This is a genomic window from Tenacibaculum jejuense (assembly GCF_900198195.1).
Taxonomy (GTDB): Bacteria; Bacteroidota; Bacteroidia; order Flavobacteriales; family Flavobacteriaceae; genus Polaribacter; species Polaribacter jejuensis.
Genome location: NZ_LT899436.1, coordinates 3,133,862 through 3,158,289, shown reverse-complemented (window position 1 = coordinate 3,158,289; position 24,428 = coordinate 3,133,862). Strand labels below are relative to the sequence as shown.

The 24,428-nt window shown below is 29.3% G+C and carries 16 protein-coding genes; 14 read left to right on the top strand and 2 right to left on the bottom strand.

Features of this window, described 5'->3' with window-relative positions:
• Genes AQ1685_RS13905 through AQ1685_RS13865 form a run of 9 tightly spaced genes read left to right on the top strand, consistent with a single transcriptional unit; the run spans window position 1 to window position 11,460 of the window.
• Window positions 1-975: an SMP-30/gluconolactonase/LRE family protein gene (locus AQ1685_RS13905; protein WP_157730231.1), complete on the top strand. Its 975-nt coding sequence runs from the start codon at window positions 1-3 to the stop codon at window positions 973-975.
• A gap of 12 nt (window positions 976-987) precedes the next feature.
• On the top strand, window positions 988-3,243 hold the full coding sequence (locus AQ1685_RS13900; RefSeq protein WP_095073119.1) for a glycoside hydrolase family 3 N-terminal domain-containing protein: 2,256 nt from the start codon (window positions 988-990) through the stop codon (window positions 3,241-3,243).
• On the top strand, window positions 3,236-5,107 hold the full coding sequence (gene gndA / locus AQ1685_RS13895; protein WP_095073117.1) for an NADP-dependent phosphogluconate dehydrogenase: 1,872 nt from the start codon (window positions 3,236-3,238) through the stop codon (window positions 5,105-5,107). Before AQ1685_RS13900 ends, gndA begins: the two co-directional genes overlap by 8 nt.
• Window positions 5,108-5,109: 2 nt before the next feature.
• Window positions 5,110-6,456 carry a GntP family permease gene (locus AQ1685_RS13890; protein WP_095073115.1) on the top strand — a complete coding sequence of 449 codons (1,347 nt, stop codon included), beginning with the start codon at window positions 5,110-5,112 and terminating at the stop codon, window positions 6,454-6,456.
• Between the two features lie 3 nt (window positions 6,457-6,459).
• A complete protein-coding gene (locus AQ1685_RS13885) occupies window positions 6,460-7,476 on the top strand; it encodes a LacI family DNA-binding transcriptional regulator (RefSeq protein ID WP_095073113.1) in 1,017 nt (338 codons plus the stop codon).
• A gap of 5 nt (window positions 7,477-7,481) precedes the next feature.
• A complete protein-coding gene (locus AQ1685_RS13880) occupies window positions 7,482-8,876 on the top strand; it encodes an MFS transporter (protein WP_095073111.1) in 1,395 nt (464 codons plus the stop codon).
• Window positions 8,877-8,889: 13 nt separating this feature from the next.
• A complete protein-coding gene (locus AQ1685_RS13875) occupies window positions 8,890-10,026 on the top strand; it encodes an AGE family epimerase/isomerase (protein WP_095073109.1) in 1,137 nt (378 codons plus the stop codon).
• A gap of 4 nt (window positions 10,027-10,030) precedes the next feature.
• Window positions 10,031-10,762: a hypothetical protein gene (locus tag AQ1685_RS13870; protein ID WP_157730230.1), complete on the top strand. Its 732-nt coding sequence runs from the start codon at window positions 10,031-10,033 to the stop codon at window positions 10,760-10,762.
• Window positions 10,759-11,460 (top strand): hypothetical protein, encoded by a 702-nt coding sequence (locus AQ1685_RS13865; RefSeq protein WP_095073105.1) that lies wholly within the window; start codon window positions 10,759-10,761, stop codon window positions 11,458-11,460. Before AQ1685_RS13870 ends, AQ1685_RS13865 begins: the two co-directional genes overlap by 4 nt.
• On the opposite strand, the gene AQ1685_RS13860 is transcribed toward AQ1685_RS13865, so the two are convergent.
• The gene (locus AQ1685_RS13860; RefSeq protein ID WP_157730229.1) at window positions 11,461-13,590 is read right to left on the bottom strand and encodes a thioredoxin domain-containing protein; all 2,130 of its coding nucleotides are present in this window, start codon (window positions 13,588-13,590) and stop codon (window positions 11,461-11,463) included. It abuts the gene before it with no gap.
• Window positions 13,591-13,741: 151 nt separating this feature from the next.
• Here AQ1685_RS13860 and AQ1685_RS13855 point away from each other — a divergent pair, with 151 nt between their 5' ends.
• The 4 genes from AQ1685_RS13855 (at window position 13,742) to AQ1685_RS13840 (ending at window position 17,684) form a co-directional block, all read left to right on the top strand.
• Window positions 13,742-14,155 carry a response regulator gene (locus AQ1685_RS13855; protein WP_095073102.1) on the top strand — a complete coding sequence of 138 codons (414 nt, stop codon included), beginning with the start codon at window positions 13,742-13,744 and terminating at the stop codon, window positions 14,153-14,155.
• 99 nt (window positions 14,156-14,254) lie between these two features.
• A complete protein-coding gene (locus tag AQ1685_RS13850; RefSeq protein ID WP_095073100.1) occupies window positions 14,255-16,621 on the top strand; it encodes a PAS domain-containing sensor histidine kinase in 2,367 nt (788 codons plus the stop codon).
• A 5-nt stretch (window positions 16,622-16,626) separates the two neighbouring features.
• Window positions 16,627-16,950, top strand: coding sequence for an Hpt domain-containing protein (locus AQ1685_RS13845; protein ID WP_095073098.1), 324 nt, complete (start codon window positions 16,627-16,629; stop codon window positions 16,948-16,950).
• A 14-nt stretch (window positions 16,951-16,964) separates the two neighbouring features.
• Window positions 16,965-17,684: a LytR/AlgR family response regulator transcription factor gene (locus AQ1685_RS13840; RefSeq protein WP_095073095.1), complete on the top strand. Its 720-nt coding sequence runs from the start codon at window positions 16,965-16,967 to the stop codon at window positions 17,682-17,684.
• Between the two features lie 3,246 nt (window positions 17,685-20,930).
• Here AQ1685_RS13840 and AQ1685_RS13835 read toward each other — a convergent pair.
• A complete protein-coding gene (locus tag AQ1685_RS13835; protein WP_231970193.1) occupies window positions 20,931-22,991 on the bottom strand; it encodes a tetratricopeptide repeat protein in 2,061 nt (686 codons plus the stop codon).
• Window positions 22,992-23,117: 126 nt separating this feature from the next.
• Here AQ1685_RS13835 and AQ1685_RS13830 point away from each other — a divergent pair, with 126 nt between their 5' ends.
• Complete coding sequence (locus AQ1685_RS13830) at window positions 23,118-24,374, top strand: oligosaccharide flippase family protein (RefSeq protein WP_231970192.1); 1,257 nt, start codon at window positions 23,118-23,120, stop codon at window positions 24,372-24,374.
• Window positions 24,375-24,428 lie beyond the last annotated feature (54 nt).

Here is a 24,428-nt window from a genome sequence, read left to right as displayed (position 1 = left end):
ATGAGAAATATTATAATTGGACTTTTAGCTTTTTGTGTGGTAGCTTGTAAACAAGAAGATAAAAAAACTGCCGAGGTTGCAGTTTTAGAATATCAAATTAATGCAGATTTAGGAGAAGGAGCAATATGGAATCATGTTTCTAAGGAATTATATTGGATAGATATTGAGGGAAAAAAACTTCATGTATATCATCCAGGAACGAAGAAGAATAAAACAATAACATTGCCTTGTAGAATTGGTACTGTTGTGCCTAGTGAAGAAGAAAATAAAGCCATAGTAGCTTTAGAAGATGGTGTTTATATAGTTGATACATTAACAGAAGAATTAATGTTATTGTCTGATGTTGAATCAGATATTACAGAGAATCGTTTTAACGATGGAAAATGTGATCCGAATGGAAATCTTTGGGTAGGTTCAATGCATTTAGCACAAAATAAACCAAATGCGAACTTGTATAAAATTAATGAAAAAGGAGAGAGTGATAAAATGCTAGATGGAATTACAATTTCTAATGGAATTGTTTGGTCAAAAGATAAATCTACTATGTACTACATCGACACACCTAAAGGAACAATTCGTGCTTTCGATTATGATAAAAAAACAAGTGAAATTTCTAATGAAAGAGTTGTGGTAACTGTCGATCCAAAAGATGGTTTTCCTGATGGGATGGCTATCGACGATCAAGATATGTTATGGGTTGGTATGTGGAATGGAAATGCTGTGGCAAAATACAATCCAAAAACAGGAAATTTAGAGAAGAAAATTCAAGTACCAGCACACAATGTAACATCATGTGCTTTTGGTGGTGATAATTTTGACGAATTATACATAACTACAGCTTCTGTAGATATGACAGATGAAGAGAAAAAACAATTTCCTTTAGCAGGTTCGGTATTCAAAATTAAACTAAAAGAAAAAGGAGTTAAAAGCAACTTTTTTAAGAAACCAAGTATTCAAATTGCTGAATTAAAATAAACAACTACTTAAATGAAAATAACCAAATTAATCATATTTACACTTGCATTAGTGTTGGTTTCATGTAAAAATGAAGAAACAAAAAATACAAGTAATAATCCTGTTGAAGAGAAAGTTCAAGCTTTATTGGCTAAAATGACCATTGAAGAAAAAATAGGACAATTAAATTTAAGAGGAACATCAAGTAGGGTAAAAGGTTCATTACCAGAAGAATTAAAACAAGCAGTGAGAGATGGTAAAGTAGGAGCTTTTTTAAATGTAATGAATACAGATTATGTAGATGAATTACAAAAAATTGCAACAGAGGAAAGTCCGAATAAAATTCCATTAATTTTTGCTAGAGATGTCATTCATGGTTTTAAAACAATTTTTCCAATTCCTTTAGGATTGGCAGCGTCTTGGAATCCAGAAACTGTAGAAGCTTCTTCAAGAGTAGCTGCAGTAGAAGCTTCATCTTCAGGTATTCGATGGACATTCGCTCCAATGTTAGATATTGCTAGAGATAGTCGTTGGGGAAGAATTGCAGAATCGCCTGGTGAAGATCCGTTTTTAGCATCAAAATTATCAACTGCATATATAAAAGGTTTTCAAGGAGAAGATTTAAAAAGTTCTACAAGCATGATTACTTGTGCAAAGCATTTTATTGGTTACGGAGCAGCTATTGGTGGTCGAGATTACAACACAGCAATCATTAATAAAGAGTTAATGCAAAATGTGTATTTACCTCCTTTTAAAGCAGCTTTTGAAGCAGGAAGTCAAACGGTAATGACTTCGTTTAATGAAACTAACGGAATTCCAGCTTCTGGTGATAAAAAGTTATTGCAAGATATTTTAAGAAAGCAATTGAAGTTTGACGGTTTTGTAGTAAGTGATTGGAATTCCGTAACTGAAATGATTCCTCATGGATTTGCCAAAAATGAAAAACATGCTGCTGAAATAGGAATCACTGCTGGATTAAATATGGAAATGACCAGTAAATCGTATGAAAATCATGTAAAAGATTTATTAAAAGAAGGAAAACTAAATGAAACTCAAATCAACAGTTTAGTAGCTGAGATTTTACGAGTAAAATTTAGAATGGGATTATTTGACAATCCGAATAGAGATAAAAATCATACTGGAAATTTATATGCTGAATCACATTTAGAATTGGCAAAAAAATCAGCAATTGAAAGTTCTGTTTTATTAAAGAATGAAGGAAATATTTTGCCTTTCAGTAAAGAAACCAAAATTGCCGTAATCGGACCATTAGCTGATAAACCGAGAGAACAGTTAGGAACTTGGACTTTCGATGGAGATAAAACACATACGATAACTCCAGTCGCAAGTTTTAAAAAAGCAAATGTAAATCACAACTTCGTAGAAGGATTATCGTACAGTAGAGATCTGTCTGAAAAAGATTTTCAAAAGGCAATCGCCGCAGGAAAAAAATCAGATGTTATCGTTTTTATTGGTGGAGAAGAAGCAATCCTTTCTGGTGAAGCGCATAGTAGAGCGAATATAGATTTACCGGGAGCGCAAGAAAAATTAATTAAAGAATTAGCAAAAACAGGAAAACCAATTGTGTTGGTTATCATGGCAGGTAGACCAATTACATTAACAAATATAATTAACAATGTCGATGCTGTTTTAATGGCTTGGCATCCAGGAACTATGGGAGGACCTGCTATTCACGACATGCTGTTTGGTGTAAAAGAGCCACAAGGGCGTTTACCAGTTACATGGCCAAAGGTAGCAGGTCAATTGCCATTGTATTATAATCATAAAAACACAGGAAGACCAGCAATTCCTGAAGAGTTTGTGCAAATGAACGATATTCCTGTAGGAGCTTGGCAAAGTTCATTAGGTAATACTTCTCATTATTTAGATGCGGGTTACACGCCTCATTTTCCTTTTGGTTATGGTTTAAGTTACACTTCTTTTGAGTACAGTAATTTAAAATTATCAACGAATAAATTAACTGATGCAAATGAAATAACTGTTGAGGTTACTGTGAAGAATATTGGTAAAAGAGATGGGGAAGAATTAGTACAGTTTTATGTGCAAGATGTTGTTGGAAGCATTACAAGACCTGTGAAAGAATTAAAAGGATTTAAGAGGGTAAGTTTAAAGCAAGGAGAAGAACAAAAAGTAAGTTTTTCAATTGGTGTGAAAGATTTAAAATATTACAACAGCGAACTTATTTACGGAGTAGAAAAGGGAAATTTTAATGTTTGGATCGGAAAAAACGCTGCAGAAGGATTAAAAGGTAGTTTTGTTTATGAGTAGTAAAATTATCATCTTAATGGGAGTAAGTGGTAGCGGAAAATCTACTATTGGAAAATTGCTTTCTGAAGAAATCGCTATTCCTTTTATAGATGCAGATGATTTTCATCCGAAGTCAAATGTTGAAAAAATGAGCAATGGAATTCCTTTAAATGATGAGGATAGGAAACCATGGCTCGAAATTTTAAATCAAGAATTAATAAAAGCTGAAGGAAATCAAGGGATAATTTTAGGTTGTTCTGCATTAAAAGAATCGTATCGACAAATTCTTGCTAAAAATATAGCCAATATTCATTGGTGTATTTTAAACGGAACATATGAATTGATAAAGAATAGAATGGAGGAAAGATCTGGGCATTTTATGGGTTCAGCAATGCTAAAATCTCAATTTGACTGTTTGGAAGTTCCTTCTTACGGAACTCATATCGATATAGATAAAGATCCTTCAGAAATTATAAAAACAATAACAAAGGTTATGGATAAATCATCTTTTGGTGTACTAGGTTTAGGTGTAATGGGGAAAAGCCTAGCAAAAAATATCTTAAATAATGGTTTTTCATTATCAGTATATAATAGAGAAACTCAAGGAGAAGAAGGAATAGTTGAAGCTTTTGTAGATGCCAACTCTTATGATAAAGTTTTAGGATTTACAGTGTTAAAAGATTTTGTGGATTCTATAGAAAGGCCTCGTAAGATTTTAATGATGATTAAAGCTGGAAAAGTTACAGATGCTGTTATTGATAGTATTGTGCCTTTTTTAGATGAAGGTGATATTTTAATTGATGGTGGAAATTCTCATTATGAAAATACAAAAAAGAGAAGTGATAATCTTCAGAAAAAAAATATAGAATTTATAGGTTTAGGTGTTTCTGGAGGAGAAGAAGGAGCTTTAAAAGGTCCGTCTTTAATGCCTGGAGGAAATAAATCGAGTTACGATAAAGTTACTAAATTTTTAGAAGCAATAGCTGCTAAAGATGAAAACGGACAAGCGTGTTGCAATTATATTGGTCCAGACGGAGCGGGTCATTTTGTGAAAATGGTTCACAATGGAATAGAGTATGGAGACATGCAACTTTTGGCTGAGGTGTATGCGATTTTGTCTAAAACTATGAGTTATGAAGAGATTGCTTCACTTTTAAAACAATGGAATTCAGGCAAACATTCGAGTTACTTATTGGAAATCACAACAAAAATTCTAGAAGAACAAGAGAATGAAACCTATGTTTTAGACACCATTTTAGATAGAGCAGGAAACAAAGGAACAGGGTCATGGTCTAGCATTGCATCATTACAATTAGGAATTCCAACAACAGTAAAAACAGCAGCAGTCCATGCGCGTTATACGTCTTCTTTTAAAGGTGAGCGTAAACGATTATCAGCTTATAAACAAGATCTAACTCCAAAAGAACCAGTGGGTCTGAAACAATTAGAAGAAGCATATGATTTTGCAAGAACTATAAATTTACATCAAGGTTTTCAGTTATTACAAGAAGCTTCTAAAGAACACAATTGGAATTTAGACTTAGCTGAAATCTGTAGAGTTTGGTCTAGTGGATGTATCATTAAATCCGAAAAAATAAAAGAATACAGTAAGATTTTAAAAGAAGTAACTACACTTTTCGATGATGAAAAAACAATCTTAGAATTGTTCAAAAACGAATCGAGTATTGCTTCTGTTTTAAATTATACGTTATTAAATAGAATTCATGTTCCTTGTTTATACGAGTCGTATAATTTTTGGGTAGCTATGACAACAGAAAAATCTTCTGCAAATGTCATTCAAGCACAACGAGATTTCTTTGGAGCGCATAGATATCAAAGAATCGATGTTGAAGGAGAAGAAACGTTTCATCATAATTGGAGCTAGATATGTTAGATTTTAATTTAGTTCTTGCAGTTTTAGGTGGAGTAGCCATTTTACTGATTTTAATTTTACGTTTTAAAATTCAGGCATTTATATCGTTACTTATAGCCAGTGTTTTCGTTGGAGTTTTTTCAGGAATGCCTCCAAAAGAAATTATTACAACCATGCAACAAGGTATGGGAGGAACATTAGGTTTTGTAGCTTTAGTTGTTGGATTGGGAGCAATTTTTGGTTCTATTTTAGAACAATCTGGTGGAGCAGAAGCCTTAGCGAATTATTTGTTATCCAAATTTGGAGATAAAAGAGCATCTTGGGCATTAATGTTAACTGGATTCTTAGTTGCTATACCAGTATTTTTTGATGTAGCGTTTATCATTTTAATTCCATTGGTATATTCATTACAGAGAAGAACAAAAAAGTCATTGTTGTTGTATGCAATTCCGTTATTAGCTGGTTTAGCAATTACACATTCATTTATTCCACCAACACCAGGTCCAGTTGCAGTTTCTGATATTTTAAAAGCTGATTTAGGTTGGGTAATTCTCTTCGGTTTTATTGTTGGAGTTCCAACAGCTGTGGTATGCGGACCAATATTTGCAAATTATATTGCGAATAAAATTCATATTGAAGCACCAAAATTATCTTCCGATACAACTGAAATTCAAAATTATCCAGCGGTACGATTAATTATTATGATTATTGGAATTCCAATAGTTTTAATCGTAGCAAATACATTACTAAATAGTCCGTTAATAGGTGAAGATTTGGTTTCTCAAAATGTGAAAGATTGGATCGGAATGATTGGTAATCCGTTTATCGCATTAATCATAGCGAATTTAATCGCTTGGTATGTATTGGGAATTAAAAGAGGATTGTCAAAAGATGAATTACTGAAAATTGCAACGAACTCAATGGCTCCGGCCGGATTAATTATTTTATTAACAGGAGCTGGTGGTGTTTTTAAGCAAATGTTAGTGAATACAGGAACAGGAGAAATGTTAGCAAATTATTTCTCAACCATCGGAATCGGAGTTTTATTCTTCGGATTTTTTATCGCAGTTTTAGTTCGTATTCTTCAAGGTTCAGCAACTGTTGCAATGATTACAGCAGCAGGAGTTACCGCTCCTTTGTTAATTCGAGCAGATTTAAGTGAACCTAGTAAAGCATTATTAGTAATTGCAGTAGCTTCTGGAGCATCAATAATGTCTCATGTTAACGATAGCGGATTTTGGCTCGTTGGAAAATATTTAGGTTTAACAGAAAAACAAACGTTTAAAAGTTGGACGGTAATGACAACTATATTAGCTTTAACAAGTTTTACTATAATAACCATTTTATCATTACTCGTTTAAGCCATGATTACACTAAAAGATTTAGCCAAAGAATTAAATGTATCGATATCTACTGTTTCTAAAGCATTAAACAATAGTTACGAAATAAGTGAAGATACTATTGCTAAAGTTAAAGAATTAGCAAAAAAGTATAATTACAAGCCAAATAAGGCTGCGCTAAGTCTAAAGAAAAGTAAAACAAGAACGATTGGTGTTGTTTTACCAAATATTTTAAATCCATTTTTTGCAAGATCACTGCATAGTATAGAGCAAGAAGCTTCGAAGCACGATTACAGTATTATTACCTGTATTTCAAATGAATCTATTGATAAAGAGAAAAAGAGTATCGAGCTTTTAACTGATGGAAGTGTAGATGGATTTTTAATTTCTGTGGCAGAAGAAACGCAAACTTCAGGTGAAGTAGAACATTTAGAAGAACTAATGTTATACAATCGATTACCTGTGGTAATGTTCGATCGTTTTATAAAATCTATCGATTGTGATAAAGTGATTATAGACGATTTAAAAGCTGTTTATGAAGCAACTAATTATTTAATTTCTGAAGGAAGAAAAAAGATTATACTCTTAGATTCTTTAACAGGATTAAATGTTGGAAAGTTAAGAGTAGACGGTTATAAAAAAGCAATTGAAGAATCTAATTCATATAAAAACTCACCAATAATTTTTGAAGTTACCAACGATGCTAATGTCGATGATAGCATTGAAAAAATTATGTCAACACATAAAGATATTGATGCGATTATAGCAATCGATAATGTGTTAGGTGTGGTTGCGTTAAACATTGCTAGGAAATTCAACATTTCAATGCCTTCGAAACTTTCTATCATAGGTTTTTCAGGAAAGAATGTAGTGGTTTTTACCAATCCAAAATTAACCACAATAAGCCAGCATACCGAGGAAATAGGAAAAAGAGCCTTACAATTATTAATAGACAGAATAGAAAAAAAAGACGTATCAGAAAACAAAACTTTAGTTATTGATACCAGTTTAATACATAGAGAAACAACCAAATACAAATAAAGTATATGTCAGAATTAAGTAAACTATCATTAAAAGAAAAAATAGGCTATGCCTTAGGAGATACAGCAGCTAATATTGCGTGGAGGACAATGGGACCTTTTTTACCAATTTTTTATACCGATGTTTTCGGATTAGGAACGGCAGCTGTAGCAACATTATTATTGGTAGTTCGCTTAGGAGACGGAGCAACAGATTTAATCATGGGAAATATTGCTGATAGAACCCGAACAAAATGGGGGAAATTTAGGCCATGGTTACTTTGGACAGCTTTACCGTTAGGTGTAGCTTTAGTATTACGTTTTACAACTCCCGATTTAAGTTTGGGAGGGAAAATTTTCTGGGCGTATGCAACTTCTATATTTTATATTCTCGCATATACGGCGAATAATGTTCCATATTCTGCTTTGATGGGAGTAATGACGACTAGCCAGAAAGAAAGAACAGTATTGTCTTCTTTTCGCTTCTTTGGAGCCTATTTAGGAGGTGTAATTGCTACTATCGGTGTAATTACTTTAGTTGACTTTTTAGGAAATGGAGATAAAAATGCTGGTTACCAATACACTATGTATGTGTTGGCATTTGTTTTAGTTTCTTTTTCTTTTATCACTTTTTATACCACAAGAGAGCGTGTAAAATCTGTTGAAACGGGTGATTTATCAAAAGATTATAAAGATTTAGCAAGTAACAAACCGTGGTTAATTTTATTATTTATTGGTTTTGTATTTGTTACATATAACATTATTAAGCAAAGTTCAATAATGTTCTATTTTACACATTATGTGAATGATGAAAATAATTTCTTCGGAAGTTTAACGAGTTGGGGTGGTAAAAACGGATTAGCAGGTTTGTATTTATTATCATTGTTAGTTATTTCTATGATTTCTACATTTTTTGCTCCAGCTTTAACTAAGTTTTTTGGAAAAGTAAAATTATTCATTTATAGTATTTTATTTTCAGCAGCTTCTGTCGCTGCAATGTATTGGTTAGAAGCAAATCAAATTGGTTCCATTTTTACTTTAGGAATTATCTCAGAATTCGGAGCAGGTTTAATGCCTATTTTATTCTTTGCAATGCTAGGTGACGCAGCTGATTATTCTGAATTAAAAAACGGAAGAAGAGCCACGGGATTAATTTTTTCAGCAGGAACTTTTGCAATGAAATTCGGTGGAGGTGTAGCAGGAGCTATCACTTTAGCAGTTCTGAATTTATACAATTACGACGGACAAGCAACTGTTAAAACAGTAGAAATGTTACAGGGAATTAAACTGAACATGAGTATTGTTCCGGCTGTATTTGTGTTGTTAGGTGTTGTGGCATTATTAGCTTATCCGTTAACTCAAAAAAGAATGAAAGAAATCGAAGAAGAGTTAAAAATTCAAAGAGCAGAAGCTAACGAATAATTTTACATAAATAATGGATTCTTTAAAAGAAGAAATGATTGCTGTGCTTTCAGAAGTCATGAATTTTTGGTCTGAAAAAACTGCTGATTTTAATCATGGAGGTTTTTATGGAGAACTTGATTTTTATGGAAATCCTGTAGCTAATAGTAATAAAGGAATCATTTTAAATGCTCGTTTATTGTGGTCTTTTGCAAAAGTTGCAAATCATACAAAAAGTAATGATTTTTCAGATGTTTTACAAAGAAGTTATGCATATGTAGAACAGCATTTTTTTGATGAAAAATATAATGGAGTTTTTTGGGAATTAGATGATCAAGGCAATGTTATAGATGCTGAAAAAAAAGCTATAGCTCAAGCCTATACTTTACTCGGGGTATCTGAATATTATCTAGTTTCAAAAGAAGAAAAAGTCAAAAATAAGTGTATTGAGTTATTTCTACATATCGAAGACAATTTTTATAACAAAGAGTTTAATTTTTATTACAACGAGCTTACTCGTGAATTAAATCTTATTGATTTTGAAAGTAAAAGTTTAGGTACACATTTACATCTTTTAGAGGCATATACTAATCTTTATCAATTTTATAAAACAGATCAACTTAAAGATCGAATTCAGAATTTATTTGAAATTTTAATTAGTAAATTTCTACATCAAAATGAGTTTTGCGAATTGGATTTTGATAAAAACTGGAAATCAAAAACCGAAAATATTTCAATTGGACATAATGCTGAAGTTCCTTCTATGTTGTTAGATTTTTCGAAGTTACTAGATGATAATCATAAACTCCAAGAAAAGTTAATTTTTAAACTTGAAAATTATTGTCAATTTTCAATGAAATTAATTGATAAAGTTGGGGGTTTGTATATGTTTCAGAATGTAAAAAGTAAAGATTTTACCAAAGAGTTTCAATGGTGGATGCAAACCGAAACTATTATTGCATTTCAAAAATTATACGAGTTTACGAAAGAAAAAAAATATTTAGAATATAGAGACAAGTTATTTAATTTTGCTAGAGAATATTTTATTGATGATAAACATGGGGAGTGGTACGAAAAGTTATCTGTAGACAGAAAACCAATAGTTGTTCCCAAAGTTGCCATGTGGAAATCACCATATCATATTGTTAGAATGTGTACTTCATTTATGTAAAATTATGAAAAGACTTAGTGTAATTTTAGTTTTATTATGTTTGAGTTCTTGTAAAGAGTTTAGAGATCAGATTATTATTGAAGATAATTTTGAAACCTACACCGTTGGTCAAACTACTTTTTTTCCTTGGGAAACTTCAGGTAACGGGACAATAGAAATAGATTCCTTAAAATATGTTTCAGGAAATAAATCTTTAAAGTTTATTTCAGGGGAAGGATATGATAATCGTGCATTTTTATCTTTTTCAAGTGAGAAATTGATGAAACTAGATGAATATTATGGAAGTTTAAAAATGTTTGTTGAAGAAGCTTCACCAAATGGAATTCATTGGACAATGGTTCAAACTAGTGGAAAAACAGCTCAAGGTTTTCATGCTGAGGTTCGTTACGGTGGACAACATCACAAACGTTTCATGGCGAATTACGATACAAATCCGATAAAGTCAGATTGCTGGGATCATACAAAAGTGAAAATCCCAGAAAATGAGTGGTTTGTTGTGAATTGGTATGTAAATAGAAAAACTAACAATATGCGATTGTGGATTAATGAAGAGTTAGTTCACGATTTAAAAGAGCATCAATCTTTTGATAAAGGTTGTTTAGAAAATGGAAATAATGGAGAATGGACTTTCCCAGTCTTTGAAAAAGTTACGTTAGGTTGGATAGATTATCAAAAAGGAGGAGGTAATAGAAAAGTTTGGATAGATGATGTAGTTTTATCGAAAGAAAAATTATGAGAGTAGCTTTAGTTCTAGTAATTTATATCTTATTTTCTTGTGGTGAAAAGAAGCAAGAACATAAAGTGGTACAAAAAGTTACTAAAGAAAAAGAAGAGGTAAATCAACTTAAAGAAAAACTTCTAGAGGAGGAACAACGTTTAGAAAAAGAACGAAAAGAGCTTCGTCAAAAATTGTTAGCGTCTAAACCAGACGAAAACCTTAAAAATAGTCTACTAGCTGAACTATATTTAAGAAATTTAGTTCATAGACATGAAAATACTTTAGGATTTAATTTAGTGTTCGATTTACACGGTTTTGACTGTGGAGCTCCAGATTGTTACAGAACAATAATAAAGTTTAAAATTCCTTATGCTGCTCCTATTTCATTTCCGAAAACAATACCTTTTAGTTTTATTGAAGAAGGTTGTGGAATAGAAAAAGAAATTTCAAGAACAGGGATCTTTCAACTTCAAGAAGAATCGGAAATAGGAGTGAATTACTATTCAAAATCAGAGCAGAGTAATCTTATTATTCAGAAAGAAGACACTCAAACGAAGCTGTATTATTTTCCAAATATTAAAGAAGGAAAAATTCAATTAAAAAGTTTAAATCAATTTATTGAAAGTATAGATGAAACAAGTGAAGAAAGTAATGCGCCATATACTTCAGGTATTATGAATATGTATGATTACTCAATATTTCTTCAAAACGATTAATCAGTTCTTTTTTAACATAGAAACAGCTGTGTTAATGTTTTCTGTAGGTAATTTGCATGTCTTGTTCATGCATATATAAATTAGTGTTTTGTCATTGTTATATTTACCTTTTAACAAAGGTAAGTCACTATTTTCAGTACTTCCAATTATCAAATGGTTCGGAATGTAATTTTGGTTCAGCTTTTTAAGCTTTTCTATGGCATTTTTGCCAGAAATAGCAGTTTCATAGAAAGGGTAGCTAAGGTTTAAATACGTATCTATCCAATTAGAGTAGACGTGTGGATGTTTTTCTATTTTAGGTAACATTTTCTGCAACATTTTTTCACTCAAATCTAAGTAATTATCATTGCTGAAATAATGACCGAGTTTAAAAAGATTTTTACAGATTACAGAGTTTGAAGAGGGAATTACTAAATCTTCAATTTCAAAATTATCAGAGATCAATTGGTCGCTATTTTTAGCTGTGTAGTTAAAGAATCCAATTTCTGTATTAAAAAAGTTGGTAAAAGAAATCTCTGTAATTTTTTTAGCTTCCTGAAGCCACTTTTCATCTAAATAGATTTCATAAAGAGAAATAAAACTCTGAGCTAATAAAGCATAATCTTCTAAATACCCTTTAATATCTTTATTAGAAGTTGTAATACTTCTTGTAATTTCCCCGGTATTAGAAATTGCCTTTCTTTTAATAGTTTCTGCACATTCTAAAGCTTTAGTTTTAAATTTATCGTCACCAAAAACTTTATAAGCATCAACAAATGATTGTAATAGTAAAGCATTCCATGACGTTAAAATCTTTTGATCTGTAGTAGGTTTAATTCTTTTATTTCTAGCATTTAATAAAGTAGAGGTCCAAGAATTAATTTTAAGCTTTACATCATCTAAAGAAAGTTGATGTTTTTTACTGAAAACTTCGTCATTATAAATTTTAACTAAGGCATGTTTTCCTTCAACAGTTTCAATACTATCAATTCCAAAATAAGATTTAAAAAGATCAAAATCACTTGTGATTAATTGCTGTAATTCTTCCTTTTTCCAGGTGTAATATGCGCCTTCTTCTAATTCTCCATTTTCATTCATACTATCAGCATTTAAAGAAGAAAAATATAACCCATCGTTATAAAGTTCTTTATCTATGAAATCAAAAGTTCTATACACAACAGCTTTATATTGTTTGTTTTTAGTGAGTTGATAAGCGTAAGAAAAAAGAGAGATTAATTGTGCATTATCATATAGCATTTTCTCAAAATGAGGAATATGCCATTTGTTATCTACAGTATACCTTGCGAAACCACCAGCTAAATGATCATTCAATCCACCATTAGCAATTTTATCTAGTGTTTTATAAACAAAATTTTCTAGTTTTTTATCTTCTTTTTGATAAGCATATCTCAATAAAAACTGATAATTACTAGCTCTAGGGAATTGACTTTTACCAATTAAACCACCGTTAATAGAGTCTAATTTAGTTTTCCATTCAGCTATAAAGTTATCGAGTTTATCTCTTGAGAACTCCTGATTTAAATTAGTGTTATCAAATTCTTGTAGCGATTTTAAGTCTTCTGTTAATTTATTTGCAAAACCTTTTGCTCGCCCAGGATTTTCTTGGTAAAGACGTTGTATCTCTTTTAAAGATGTTAACCAATTTTCTTTATTGAAATAAGTTCCACCCCAAATAGGTTTTCCATCAGGTAAGATCACACAGTTTAATGGCCAGCCACCATTTCCTGTCATTATTTGAACAGCTTTTAAATAGGTTTTATCAACGTTTGGATGTTCTTCTCTATCAATTTTAATATTAATAAAATTTTTGTTCATAAAATCAGCCACTTCTTTGTCTTCAAAAGTTTCTTTTTCCATAACATGACACCAATGACATGATGCATATCCAATAGAAAGTAACACTAATTTATTTTCCTCTTTTGCTTGATCTAAATACTGCTTATCCCAAGGAAACCAGTTAACAGGATTATGAGCATGTTGCAATAAATACGGGCTAGATTCGTTAATTAAAGCGTTAGTATACTCAAGTTTTTCTGTAATTTTATTCTTTTCTTTTGATTTGCAATTAAAAGCAATCAATAGAATAAATATCAAACAGATTTTAGAAATAATTAGTAATGGTTTTTTCATGTGTTGTTCTGTAAACATATGTTAACGGTAAAAACTATTCGTCTATACTTTTCTACATTTTATCGTTAAATATAACGGTTTAAACTAAAGAAAATATATTGCAAGCACTATTATCTTAAATTGCAGATTAAGCTACCTAAAATATAAAAAAATGCAAAGAAAATTAACAATATTGTTAATTGAAGATGACCAAATAGAAGTAATGAAATTCAATCGGATTTTATCTAAGCTAGATTCAAAGCATCGAGTTATTGAAGCAAATAATGGAGAAGAAGCTTTGAAAATTTTAGAAGATAAAGACAATTTACCAAATATTATACTTCTAGATTTGAACATGCCTAAAATAAATGGTATCGAATTCCTTAAAATTCTTAAGGATGACGAAGTATTAAAATATTTACCTACTATTATATTAACAACATCTACAAATCAAAAAGATATGTTAGAATGTTATAGAATAGGAATTGCGGGCTACATGGTTAAACCTCTTAAATATGAAGATTATCAAAATAAACTAATAAAAGTGTTATCTTACTGGAGCGCTAATGAGTTGATTTCAGTTTAAGTCGTATAAGTCTTTTTCATTAGTTATAATCTTTATTTAATATATTCTGTTGTATCAACAGGATACATTACTTTTTTATACTATATCCAATAAACAATTATGAGTGATATTGTGAGTAACGATTTGAAACGGGCTTTAGAAAATGAGAAAAAAGCAAGACTAGCTGCAGAAGAAAAACTCAACAGTTTTACTAAAGAATCTGAAAACTTAATCAACAAGCTAGAGACCAAAACAAAACACTTAGAAGAAGAATTATCAAAAAAAGATTCTGAACTTAAAGGAATTTTTGAAAATATTAATGATGCCTTTGTACAGATAGATCTTAGAGGCAATGTTATAAAAATGAATGATATAGCCATAACTATGTTTGGTTATGATTATACAGAAGGTACTCCACTTAACTTAATGAAAATCGTTCATCCTGACGATTATGGATACACCATAGGTGCTTTTAAAAATTTAATACAAGAAGGTTTTTATACTAAGTATAGATCTAGAATTATTACCAAAAACAAAACAATTAAAACTTTAGAAGTTAATTGTAGTTTAATATGTAACACAAATGGAGAAGTAGCAGGAGCGCAAGGTATAGCTAGAGATATTACAGAAGAAATTGCAATTCAAGAATTATTAGAAGAACAAAAACATCAATTAGATATTATTTTTAATAATTCTCCTATAGGTATTGTTTTATCACAAGAGCAAGACGATGATTTTGTTTTTGCTAATAACACGATTACAAAAATGTTAGGTTATACGTTAGAAGAAATGAGAGCCTTAACAGTAAATGAATTTACTCATCCAGACGATCGTGAAGCTTCAAAAAAATTAAGAAATAAAATTTCCTCTGGAGAAATAAATAATTTTACTCAAGAGAAAAGATACATAAAAAAAGATGGTGATATCTTATGGGCTAAAACAATTGTGAATTCTGTAAGAAGTCCTGAAAGTAAAGTGAAATTTCAAGTAGCAACGGTTGAAGATATTACTGAAAATAAATTAGCAGAACAAAGGCTAATTGAATCAGAAAATAGATTAACATCTTTAATTTCTCATTTAGATAGTGCCGTTTTATTAGAAAATGAAAAGAGAGAGATTGTTATTTCTAATAAAAAAATGTGCGAGATTTTTTCAATTCCACTAAAACCATCAGAATTATTAGGTCAAAATTGCCTGAAATTACTAAGCCAGACAAAGCATCTTTTTGAACGACCAGAATATTTTGCAAATCGAATCAATAAATTAATAAAAGATAAGAAAGTAGTTTTAGGAGACGAATTAAGATTGGTGGATGGAAGAATATTAGAGCGAGATTACATACCGATATCAAAGAATAATGAATACAAAGGACACCTTTGGACGTACCGAGATGTAACTTTATCTAGGAATTACAGAAAAAGCCTAGAAACACACAAAAAAAGATATAGCAACATTATAGCAAATTTGAAGTTAGGATTAGTAGAATTAGATCGAAGAAATAAAATTTTATCAACCAATAGTAACTTCATGAAAATGACTGGTTTTGATGAAGAGAAAATTTTGAATCAAGATGTTAGAGAGCTTTTTAAGAAAGAAAAGATTATTGATTTTATTCAACAAAGAAATAAAGATAAAAAAGGTCAAAAGTCAGGATCCTATGAATTTAAATTTATAAATAACCTTAATCAAGAAAAAGTTTTATTAGTAAGTGCTGCACCCAATTTTGATATACAAGGAGAGATTACAGGTTCAATAGGTATCGTTCTAGATATTACTCATATCAAAAAATTAGAATCACAGAAAGAAGAGTTGCTTAAAAAGCTAGAACAACGTAATGTTGAGCTTGAAGAATATGCTCATATAGTTTCTCATGATCTAAAATCTCCATTACGAAGTATTTCCGCATTAACAAGTTGGTTGAAAGAAGACTATGGAGAAAATCTAGGAAAAGGTGGTGTGCAGAATGTTGATATGATCCAGGAAGTCGTAGAGAAAATGGAACGTTTAATTAATGATATTCTTAATTATTCGAGTATTAATAACGATGATGAAGCTTTTGAAAATGTAAATACTTATGAAGTCATAAAAGGAATTAGTAAATTAATTTATGTTCCAAAGCATATTAAAATTGAAATAGATAAAAACTTACCGATTATTAAGGCAGATAAGGTGAGAATCCAGCAACTTTTTCAAAATTTAATGAGTAATGCTGTAAATTATATCGATAAAGAAGAAGGATTAATAAAAATTAATGTTAAAGAAAAAAAGAAAAGCTATATATTTAGTGTTCAAGATAACGGTATTGGAATAAAGAAAGAATATCACGCAAAAATTTTTGAAGTATTCCAATCATTAGGAAATCATAAAGATTCTACAGGTATAGGTCTTTCTATAGTAAAGAAAATTGTAGATGTTTATGGCGGGAAAATATGGTTAGAAAGTGTAGAGAGGATAGGAACAACATTTTACATCGAATTTAAGAAATAAATAAAATGAATTCAGAACAACCAAATTTAAACTACATCAGCGAACTTTCCGGAGGAGACAAAGAGTTTGAAGCAAAAATGCTGTCAATTTTAAAAAGTGAATTACCAGAAGAGGTAAATACGTATAACAATCATGTTGAAAAACAGGATTTTAAACAAATAGCAGAGATAGTTCATAAAATTAAACATAAAATTAGTATTTTAGGCTTAGAAAAATCATATGAATCAGCTGTAGCATACGAAAAAGAACTCTTAGAAGGAGATATGAAAGGACACACTGATTTCTTGGAATTATTAACTAAGATGTCTAATTTTTTAGACAATGCGTAAAATTATTTAAATACATGAATTGTTTAATCATTGATGATGAATCCACAGCAAGAACAATAGTAAGCCAGCTATGTAAAACTGAAGGATCTTTAAACGTTATAGAGGAATTTTCAAACGCTATAGAAGCAATAAAGTATTTAAATCAAAATGAAGTAGATCTTATTTTTTTAGATATACACATGCCAGATTTTACGGGATTTGATTTAATTCAAACACTTAAAAAACCTCCAAGAATTATTTTAACAACTTCAGATCAAAAATTCGCAATAGATGCTTTTGAGTACGAATGTATTGTAGATTATTTAGTAAAACCTATTACTTTACCACGTTTTGTGAAAGCAATAGAAAAAGCAAAAAAGTTTACATTTAGTAATCAAAATCAAGAAGCTAATACATCTGGAAAAGAGGAAGCAAAAGATGAAGACCAGCAGCTGTATATAAACATAGATAGAAGGTTAATTAAAATTGAAATTCCTAGTATCAATATAGTAGAAGCAAAAGGAGATTATATTTTAATTAAGACAAAAGATAAAAACTACACGGTTCATTCTACCTTAAAGAAAATAGAAGAGAAACTACCTAACGATTTATTTTTAAAAGTGCATAGATCTTATATTATCAATTTAAAGAAAATTGTAGATATAGAAGATAATAGTGTACTTATAGAAAAAGATGTTATTCCAGTAAGTAGATCGAATCGATCAGAGCTCATGAAAAGGCTAAACTTATTATAGGTTTTTTATAATCAACACATTTACAAAGTTTTACTATTCATCGACTTAAGCTCTTGCTTTAGTCGATGTAACAACATCTACATACCGAATATTTAATTATTTAGTTTAAATCTACCATATCTTTAAAGTGTATTTAAATTAAAAGTTCGAATTAAATATATTAGAGGTACCTCTTAAAATTTTGTTTTTTTCATTATTTGAATTCCCCACTTCACAAACAAGTGGAGTTTTTTAGATTTATTTGGTTGATTATAAAATCCTTCTTAAAAGAAGGATTTTTTTATTTCATAAACCGAAAAATTAGATTAATATCAATGTAATTCAATAATAGTAAATCAGCTTACCGAATCGTTTATACCATTCATCTAAAGTAAGCTACTTCATAACTAAATATTCAGTTTTAAAGAACTTGTTATCAGTATCTTTGGAGTGTAAATAAGAATTAAAAGTTTTAAAATACATAAAAGTTTTTTTGTTTTTTTCATTATAGAAAACACCCTTCATTAAGTTGAAGGATTTTAGATTTATTTGGTTGATTAATAAAACCTTTTGCAGACCCCAATTGCAAAAGGTTTTTTATTTGTAGATGTTTCAGTTTTTTTGATTTTTAAGTGTTTATGTTGGTTTAACGAGTGGTTTAAACCATTTATCTAAAGTAAACTACTTCATAACTAAAAATTAAGTTTTAAGGAGCTTGTTATCAGTATCTTTGAAGTATAAATAAGAATTAAAAGTTTTACAATACATAAAAGTTTTTTTGTTTTTTTCATTATAGAAAAACATCCTTCTAAAAATTGAAGGTTTTTTAGATTTATTTGGTTGATTAATAAAAACCTTTTGCAGACCCCAATTGCAAAAGGTTTTTTATTTGTAGATGTTTCAGTTGTTTGATTTTTAGGTGTTTAAATCGATTTAACGAGTGGTTTAAACCATTCGTCTAAAGTAAACTACTTCATAACTAAAAATTAAGTTTTAAGGAGCTTGTTATCAGTATCTTTGAAGTGTAAATAAGAATTAAAAGTTTTACAATACATAAAAGTTTTTTTGTTTTTTTCATTATAGAAAAACATCCTTCTAAAAATTGAAGGTTTTTTAGATTTATTTGGTTGATTAATAAAAACCTTTTGCAGACCCCAATTGCAAAAGGTTTTTTATTTGTAGATGTTTCAGTTATTTGATTTTTAGGTGTTTAAATCGATTTAACGAGTGGTTTAAACCATTCATCTAAAGTAAACTACTTCATAACTAAAAATTAAGTTTTAAGGAGCTTGTTATCAGTATCTTTGAAGTGTAAATAAGAATTAAAAGTTTTACAATACATAAAAGTTTTTTTGTTTTTTTCATTATAGAAAAACATCCTTCTAAAAATTGAAGGTTTTTTAGATTTATTTGGTTGATTAATAAAAACCTTTTGCAGACCCCAATTGCAAAAGGTTTTTTATTTGTAGATGTTTCAGTTGTTTGATTTTTAGGTGTTTAAATCGATTTAACGAGTGGTTTAAACCATTCATCTAAAGTAAACTACTTTATAGCTAAAATGCAAAGTTTAAAGCGTTTGTTATCAGTATCTTTGAAGTGTAAATAAGAATTAAAAGTTTTACAATACATAAAAGTTTTTTGTTTTTTTCATTATAAAAACGCCCTTCATTATTTGAAGGTTTTTAGATTTATTTGGTTGATTAATAAAACCTTTTGCAGACCCCAATTGCAAAAGGTTTTATGTTTTATACTATGTAATTTTTTTGATAAAAACTTGCGAACGATTTATGTAAGTAGTTAATCTATACAATACTCCAACTAAACGATTTTTGAGAAATAAATATGATATCCATAGTATTTTTGAAGTGTAAGAAGTAAGTAGTAATTATCCCTAACTATTTATAAAAGTTTATGTTTTTTTGAGTGAATTCCATTCAAGATAAATTTAGAAAATATACGTTTATCTTCAATTTAAAAACCTTTTACAACTCCCAACTGTAAAAGGTTTTTTAGTTTTTAAATATCACTTAAAGATGGGTTAGTTTCAATGATAAACAAGTAAACGATCTTACACTCGTTATTAGTCTTAAGATTACTCCGTATAAGCGATTTTTCAGGAAATAAACACGATATCTATAGTATTTTTGAAGTGTAAGAAGTAAGTAGTAATTATCCCTAACTATTTATAAAAGTTTATGTTTTTTTAAGTGAATTCCATTTAAGATAAATTTAGAAAGTATATGTTTGTTTTCAATTTAAAAACCTTTTACAACTCCCAACTGTAAAAGGTTTTTTAGTTTTTAAGTATTACTTGAAAATAGGTTAGTTTCAATGATAAACAAGTTAACGATCTACATTTGTTATTAGTCTTGAGATTACTCCGTATAAGCGATTTTTCAAGAAATAAATATGATATCTGTAGTATTTTTGAAGTGTAAGAAGTAAGTAGTAATTATCCCTAACTATTTATAAAAGTTTATGTTTTTTTAGTGAATTCCATTTAAGATAAATTTAGAAAGTATATGTTTGTTTTCAATTTAAAAACCTTTTACAACTCCCAACTGTAAAAGGTTTTTTAGTTTTTTAATATTACTTAAAAATGGATTAGTTATCAATGATAAACAAGTTAACGATCTACACTCGTTATTAGTCTTAAGATTACTCCGTATAAGCGATTTTTCAAGAAATAAATTGATATCTGTAGTATTTTTGAAGTGTAAGAAGTAAGTAGTAATTATCCCAAACTATTTATAAACGTTTATGTTTTCTCATTATAAATAATTCCCTTCTTTAAATTTGAAGACTCAAAAAATTATTTGGTTGATTAATAAGAAACCTTTTGCAACTCCAAGTAGCAGAAGGTTTTTTAATTTATACTATCTAAACAGTTAATTGAGCAAAGAACAGTCAAATGTAATTTAATTATAATTAGTCTTTTAAACGAATGTTGTTTCAGGAGATTCAATTAGTTATATAGATTAAGTTATGAATTGTTAAAGGTGTGAGTTTTTATCTAAAAACTGTTCGTCGAATGTAAATGTTATTTTAACTATACATAAAACAGTAAGTGTCGATTTAAAAGAAAATAAGATGATAAGCTAACTTACTTTTGAAGTGTAAATAAGTTTTTTAGAATAGTTTTTTAATAGATAGAAGTACCCCAAATCTTAAAAATTTCATTTTTCATTATTTGAAAAACCCGCTTCGTTAAGAAGCATTTAGATTTATTTGGTTGATAAACCCTTTTGTAGCTTTACAAAAGGGTTTTTATTTTAGCGCACTATTTTTTAAATACCATTTTAAACAAATACCTAAATTGGTAAAAGTAAAGCCTCCTACAGTTGCAGATGCAATATTTGTATGTTGTCCAAAGACATGTAGGAAAAATCGAGAAGAAAACTTATATCCTAATCTAGATTGTATTCTATACGTTAATTGTTTAGAGTTATCATCAATAAATTGAAGACCAGTAGCACCACTAAGCCAATAATACCAGTTTTTTGGAGCGATGTTATTTTCGTCTTTAAGTAGTTCTAGGAAAACTTCAGCATTGTTAAATCGTTCTGGACTAAAGTATATTGAAGGAACTTGTTGATTGAAAGTTATAAATTGATAATTTAAACCTCCTTTTAACACAGGATCTGAAATAAAGTTGTAATACAAAGAAGTGAAGAATAAATTTCTTTGATTACCGTCACTTAATTGTGTTAAAAAATATTGATTAAACCACCCTAAGTTGAAATTAGTATTGATATTATAATTGATAAAATAATTATCATTTACAATTCTTCTATTTAATAGATCAGCATTAAAATTTTCTAATTGCTTACTGTAACCAATCTCAACATTTTGAAGGTTAAAAGGTTTTATGTGTAAAGCAATATTTGCAGAAAACTGATTGTAATTTGAATTTTCAGAGCCAACTTTATTTAATCCTATGCTAGAAACTAATTTTAATTTAGGTAAAATGATATAATTCAATCCTCCACTAAAGTTAATAGCACTGGTAGAAACTCCAGAGTTTTTATTTTCTGTGTCTCTTAAGTTCAAGCTAGAAGTTAAAGTTAGCCTAGTATTTAATGGATATTCCATGGAAGTATTAGACGCGTAAGAAATGTTATCACCACTATCAAAACTATAATTAAAACGTTGTTTTACATGTGGTGTAAATTTTAATAATAGCTTTTTTTCAAGTGCCATAGCATCTTTTTGTCGAGGAAAAACCTGTAAAGTTTCCTGTACTGCTTTATAAGATTTTTTATGCTCATCGTTTGCAAATAAAGCATTGGCTAAACCTAAATTTCCATCAAAAGATGTTTTATCCTGATCTAGTATTTTTTGATAATATTTTACGCTTTCAGATGAATTTCCTCTGTAAGTTTGAAGTGTTGCATTCAAAGCATGAATCCAATTTCTATCTCCATATTCTTCATAAAGTTTCTTAATTTCTCGCTTAGCTTTTTTATTTTTCTTGTTCCAGATTAAGGCTTGTACATATCGTTCTTTAGTTCTTTCTACATATGGTTGATTTTTATTTTGAGGTAGTTTTACTAAAGCTTTTTCAGCAAATTGTAACGCTTTTCTATCCTTTTTTTGCAAATGAGCAATTAACGACAAACCATTAAGAGAAACAACAGAGTCTTTTTTAGTTGTTAAATTTTTGGAGTAATTAAGTTTTGCATTTTCATACTCTTTTTTAGCTAAAAAAATATTTGTTTGTAATTGTAAAGATTCTTTATCATCCTTAAAATCTTTAAAGTTTTCATTTAAAAAAAACATGGCTTCTTCCAATTTTTCTTGCTTAAAAAGAGTATCTGCTAATCCTAATCTAATATATTTTCGAGATATCATAGCGTTAGGGTTGTTGGGAGAAACATCAAGAGCTTTATTTACAAATTTAAGAGCTGAATTATATTCTTTTAAATTAGATAAAGTATTTGCATATCCTAAAAGTGCATTAAAACTATTAGATTTTTCTTTAAGAAGTTTCTCATAATAATTTTTTGCTTTCAGAAATCTTTTATCCCAGAGTAAAGATTCTGCATAGTTTAGTTTGATTTCAAAATCATTAGGATAACCATTTAATAATTCAGTAAATAATGAAGTTGCTTTTTCTGTCTCACCTGTTAAACCTAAAGCTCTACCATAACAGAGCTTGGCTGTTTTATTATTAGGAGTTTGTTTTAGTACATTTTCAAAAAATAACTTAGCATTTTTAAAGTCACCTGTTTCAAGCATTTTAAAACCTTTGTCCATGTTTACTTGAGCAAGTAGATAAGGGATATTAAAACAAATGATAATAATGGCGAGGGACATTTTTTCTTTCATCTACGAAGTTTTAAATAGTAATGTACTTCTAAATATACTTTATTTCTTCTTAAGAAAAACACCCATTTTTGAAAATTTTATCGTTTAATAAATTTAATTTATGTAAATTGGAAAAGAGTAAAACGTATGAAATTGAAGTTATTACCCCCGAAGTCAATTCGTCCGGAGCAAGTGTTTATGCTAAGTGCATTATTTGTTAATGCTGGAAATTATCTGTACAATTTAATTGTAGGTCGCATACTAGGTCCTACAGCATTTGCTGATGCCGCAATACTAATTACTTTTTTATTAGTTCTATCTTTTGTAGCAATGACTTTTCAACTAGTTACAGCTAAATACACAGTTATTTTTGATGATGAAATTGAAAAAAGTTTTATACATCTTATTACCAAAAGAACTCTAATAGCAGGAATAATTTTTGGAGTTATTATAGTTTTATCATCTGGATATCTCCAACAAATTTTCAATACTAGCACTTCTTCAATGTTTTTAATTTTTGGGCTAGGTGTACCTATTTACTTTTTAATGAGTGTAAATCGAGGAGTTTTTCAAGGAAATAAAAAATTTGTTGATTTATCGATTACTTATCAAGCAGAAATGCTAAGTAGATTAATTATAACATTATTTTTATTATACATACTAAGTAACATACAATCGTCTGTAATAATAGCTACAGGTATTTTAATTTCATTATTTTTTAGCTTGTTTCCGTTTACATTAAAAAAAGCTTTTAAACCAACTTTACAATTAAATGAAGCAGAAAAAAAACTAGTGATGAAGTTTTTTATACTCACAGCTTTTTATGAGTGTACGCAAATTATTATCAACAATAGTGATATACTTTTAGTAAAACATTATTTTGATAATTATAAAGCAGGCTTATATGCTTCTTTAGCGTTAATAGGAAGAGTAGTTTATTTTGTTGCATGGATGTTTGTAATGTTACTACTACCAGCAGTAGTTAATAAAGAAAAAGAAGGTTTACCGCATGGTAGTATACTCTTAAAATATGTAGGTTATATTACGGTGCTTTCATTTACGATAGTTTTAGGAAGTTATTTATTTCCAGAGTTTGTAGTAAATGTTTTATTCGGAGAAGCTTACGTAGCTATTGCTCCTTTATTATGGAAATATGCATTAGCAACATCAATATTTGCTATATCGAATGTTTTTGCATATTACTTTTTATCAATAGATCAATATATACCAGTAGTAATCACTGGTGTTTTAGGTATAACTCAAGTACTTCTTATTATTTACTTTCATAATAGTTTAGAAGAGGTTGTTATCGTACAAATACTAGCTATGTTAGTATTGTTAATAGTGCAACTTTTCTTTTTCTTTTTTAAAACTTATAGAAAGAAAAAAACTGAACTACAGTAAGTTGTGTTTCGTCTGTAGTTTTGTGCTCGCAAGCGAAAACAGCCCTTTCCTAGT

Coding starts and splice junctions, on each gene's coding strand:
- AQ1685_RS13905 (WP_157730231.1), top strand. CDS start 1: ATGAGAAATATTATAATTGGACTTTTAGCTTTTTGTGTGGTAGCTTGT.
- AQ1685_RS13900 (WP_095073119.1), top strand. CDS start 988: ATGAAAATAACCAAATTAATCATATTTACACTTGCATTAGTGTTGGTT.
- gndA (WP_095073117.1), top strand. CDS start 3,236: ATGAGTAGTAAAATTATCATCTTAATGGGAGTAAGTGGTAGCGGAAAA.
- AQ1685_RS13890 (WP_095073115.1), top strand. CDS start 5,110: ATGTTAGATTTTAATTTAGTTCTTGCAGTTTTAGGTGGAGTAGCCATT.
- AQ1685_RS13885 (WP_095073113.1), top strand. CDS start 6,460: ATGATTACACTAAAAGATTTAGCCAAAGAATTAAATGTATCGATATCT.
- AQ1685_RS13880 (WP_095073111.1), top strand. CDS start 7,482: ATGTCAGAATTAAGTAAACTATCATTAAAAGAAAAAATAGGCTATGCC.
- AQ1685_RS13875 (WP_095073109.1), top strand. CDS start 8,890: ATGGATTCTTTAAAAGAAGAAATGATTGCTGTGCTTTCAGAAGTCATG.
- AQ1685_RS13870 (WP_157730230.1), top strand. CDS start 10,031: ATGAAAAGACTTAGTGTAATTTTAGTTTTATTATGTTTGAGTTCTTGT.
- AQ1685_RS13865 (WP_095073105.1), top strand. CDS start 10,759: ATGAGAGTAGCTTTAGTTCTAGTAATTTATATCTTATTTTCTTGTGGT.
- AQ1685_RS13860 (WP_157730229.1), bottom strand. CDS start 13,590: ATGAAAAAACCATTACTAATTATTTCTAAAATCTGTTTGATATTTATT.
- AQ1685_RS13855 (WP_095073102.1), top strand. CDS start 13,742: ATGCAAAGAAAATTAACAATATTGTTAATTGAAGATGACCAAATAGAA.
- AQ1685_RS13850 (WP_095073100.1), top strand. CDS start 14,255: ATGAGTGATATTGTGAGTAACGATTTGAAACGGGCTTTAGAAAATGAG.
- AQ1685_RS13845 (WP_095073098.1), top strand. CDS start 16,627: ATGAATTCAGAACAACCAAATTTAAACTACATCAGCGAACTTTCCGGA.
- AQ1685_RS13840 (WP_095073095.1), top strand. CDS start 16,965: ATGAATTGTTTAATCATTGATGATGAATCCACAGCAAGAACAATAGTA.
- AQ1685_RS13835 (WP_231970193.1), bottom strand. CDS start 22,991: ATGAAAGAAAAAATGTCCCTCGCCATTATTATCATTTGTTTTAATATC.
- AQ1685_RS13830 (WP_231970192.1), top strand. CDS start 23,118: ATGAAATTGAAGTTATTACCCCCGAAGTCAATTCGTCCGGAGCAAGTG.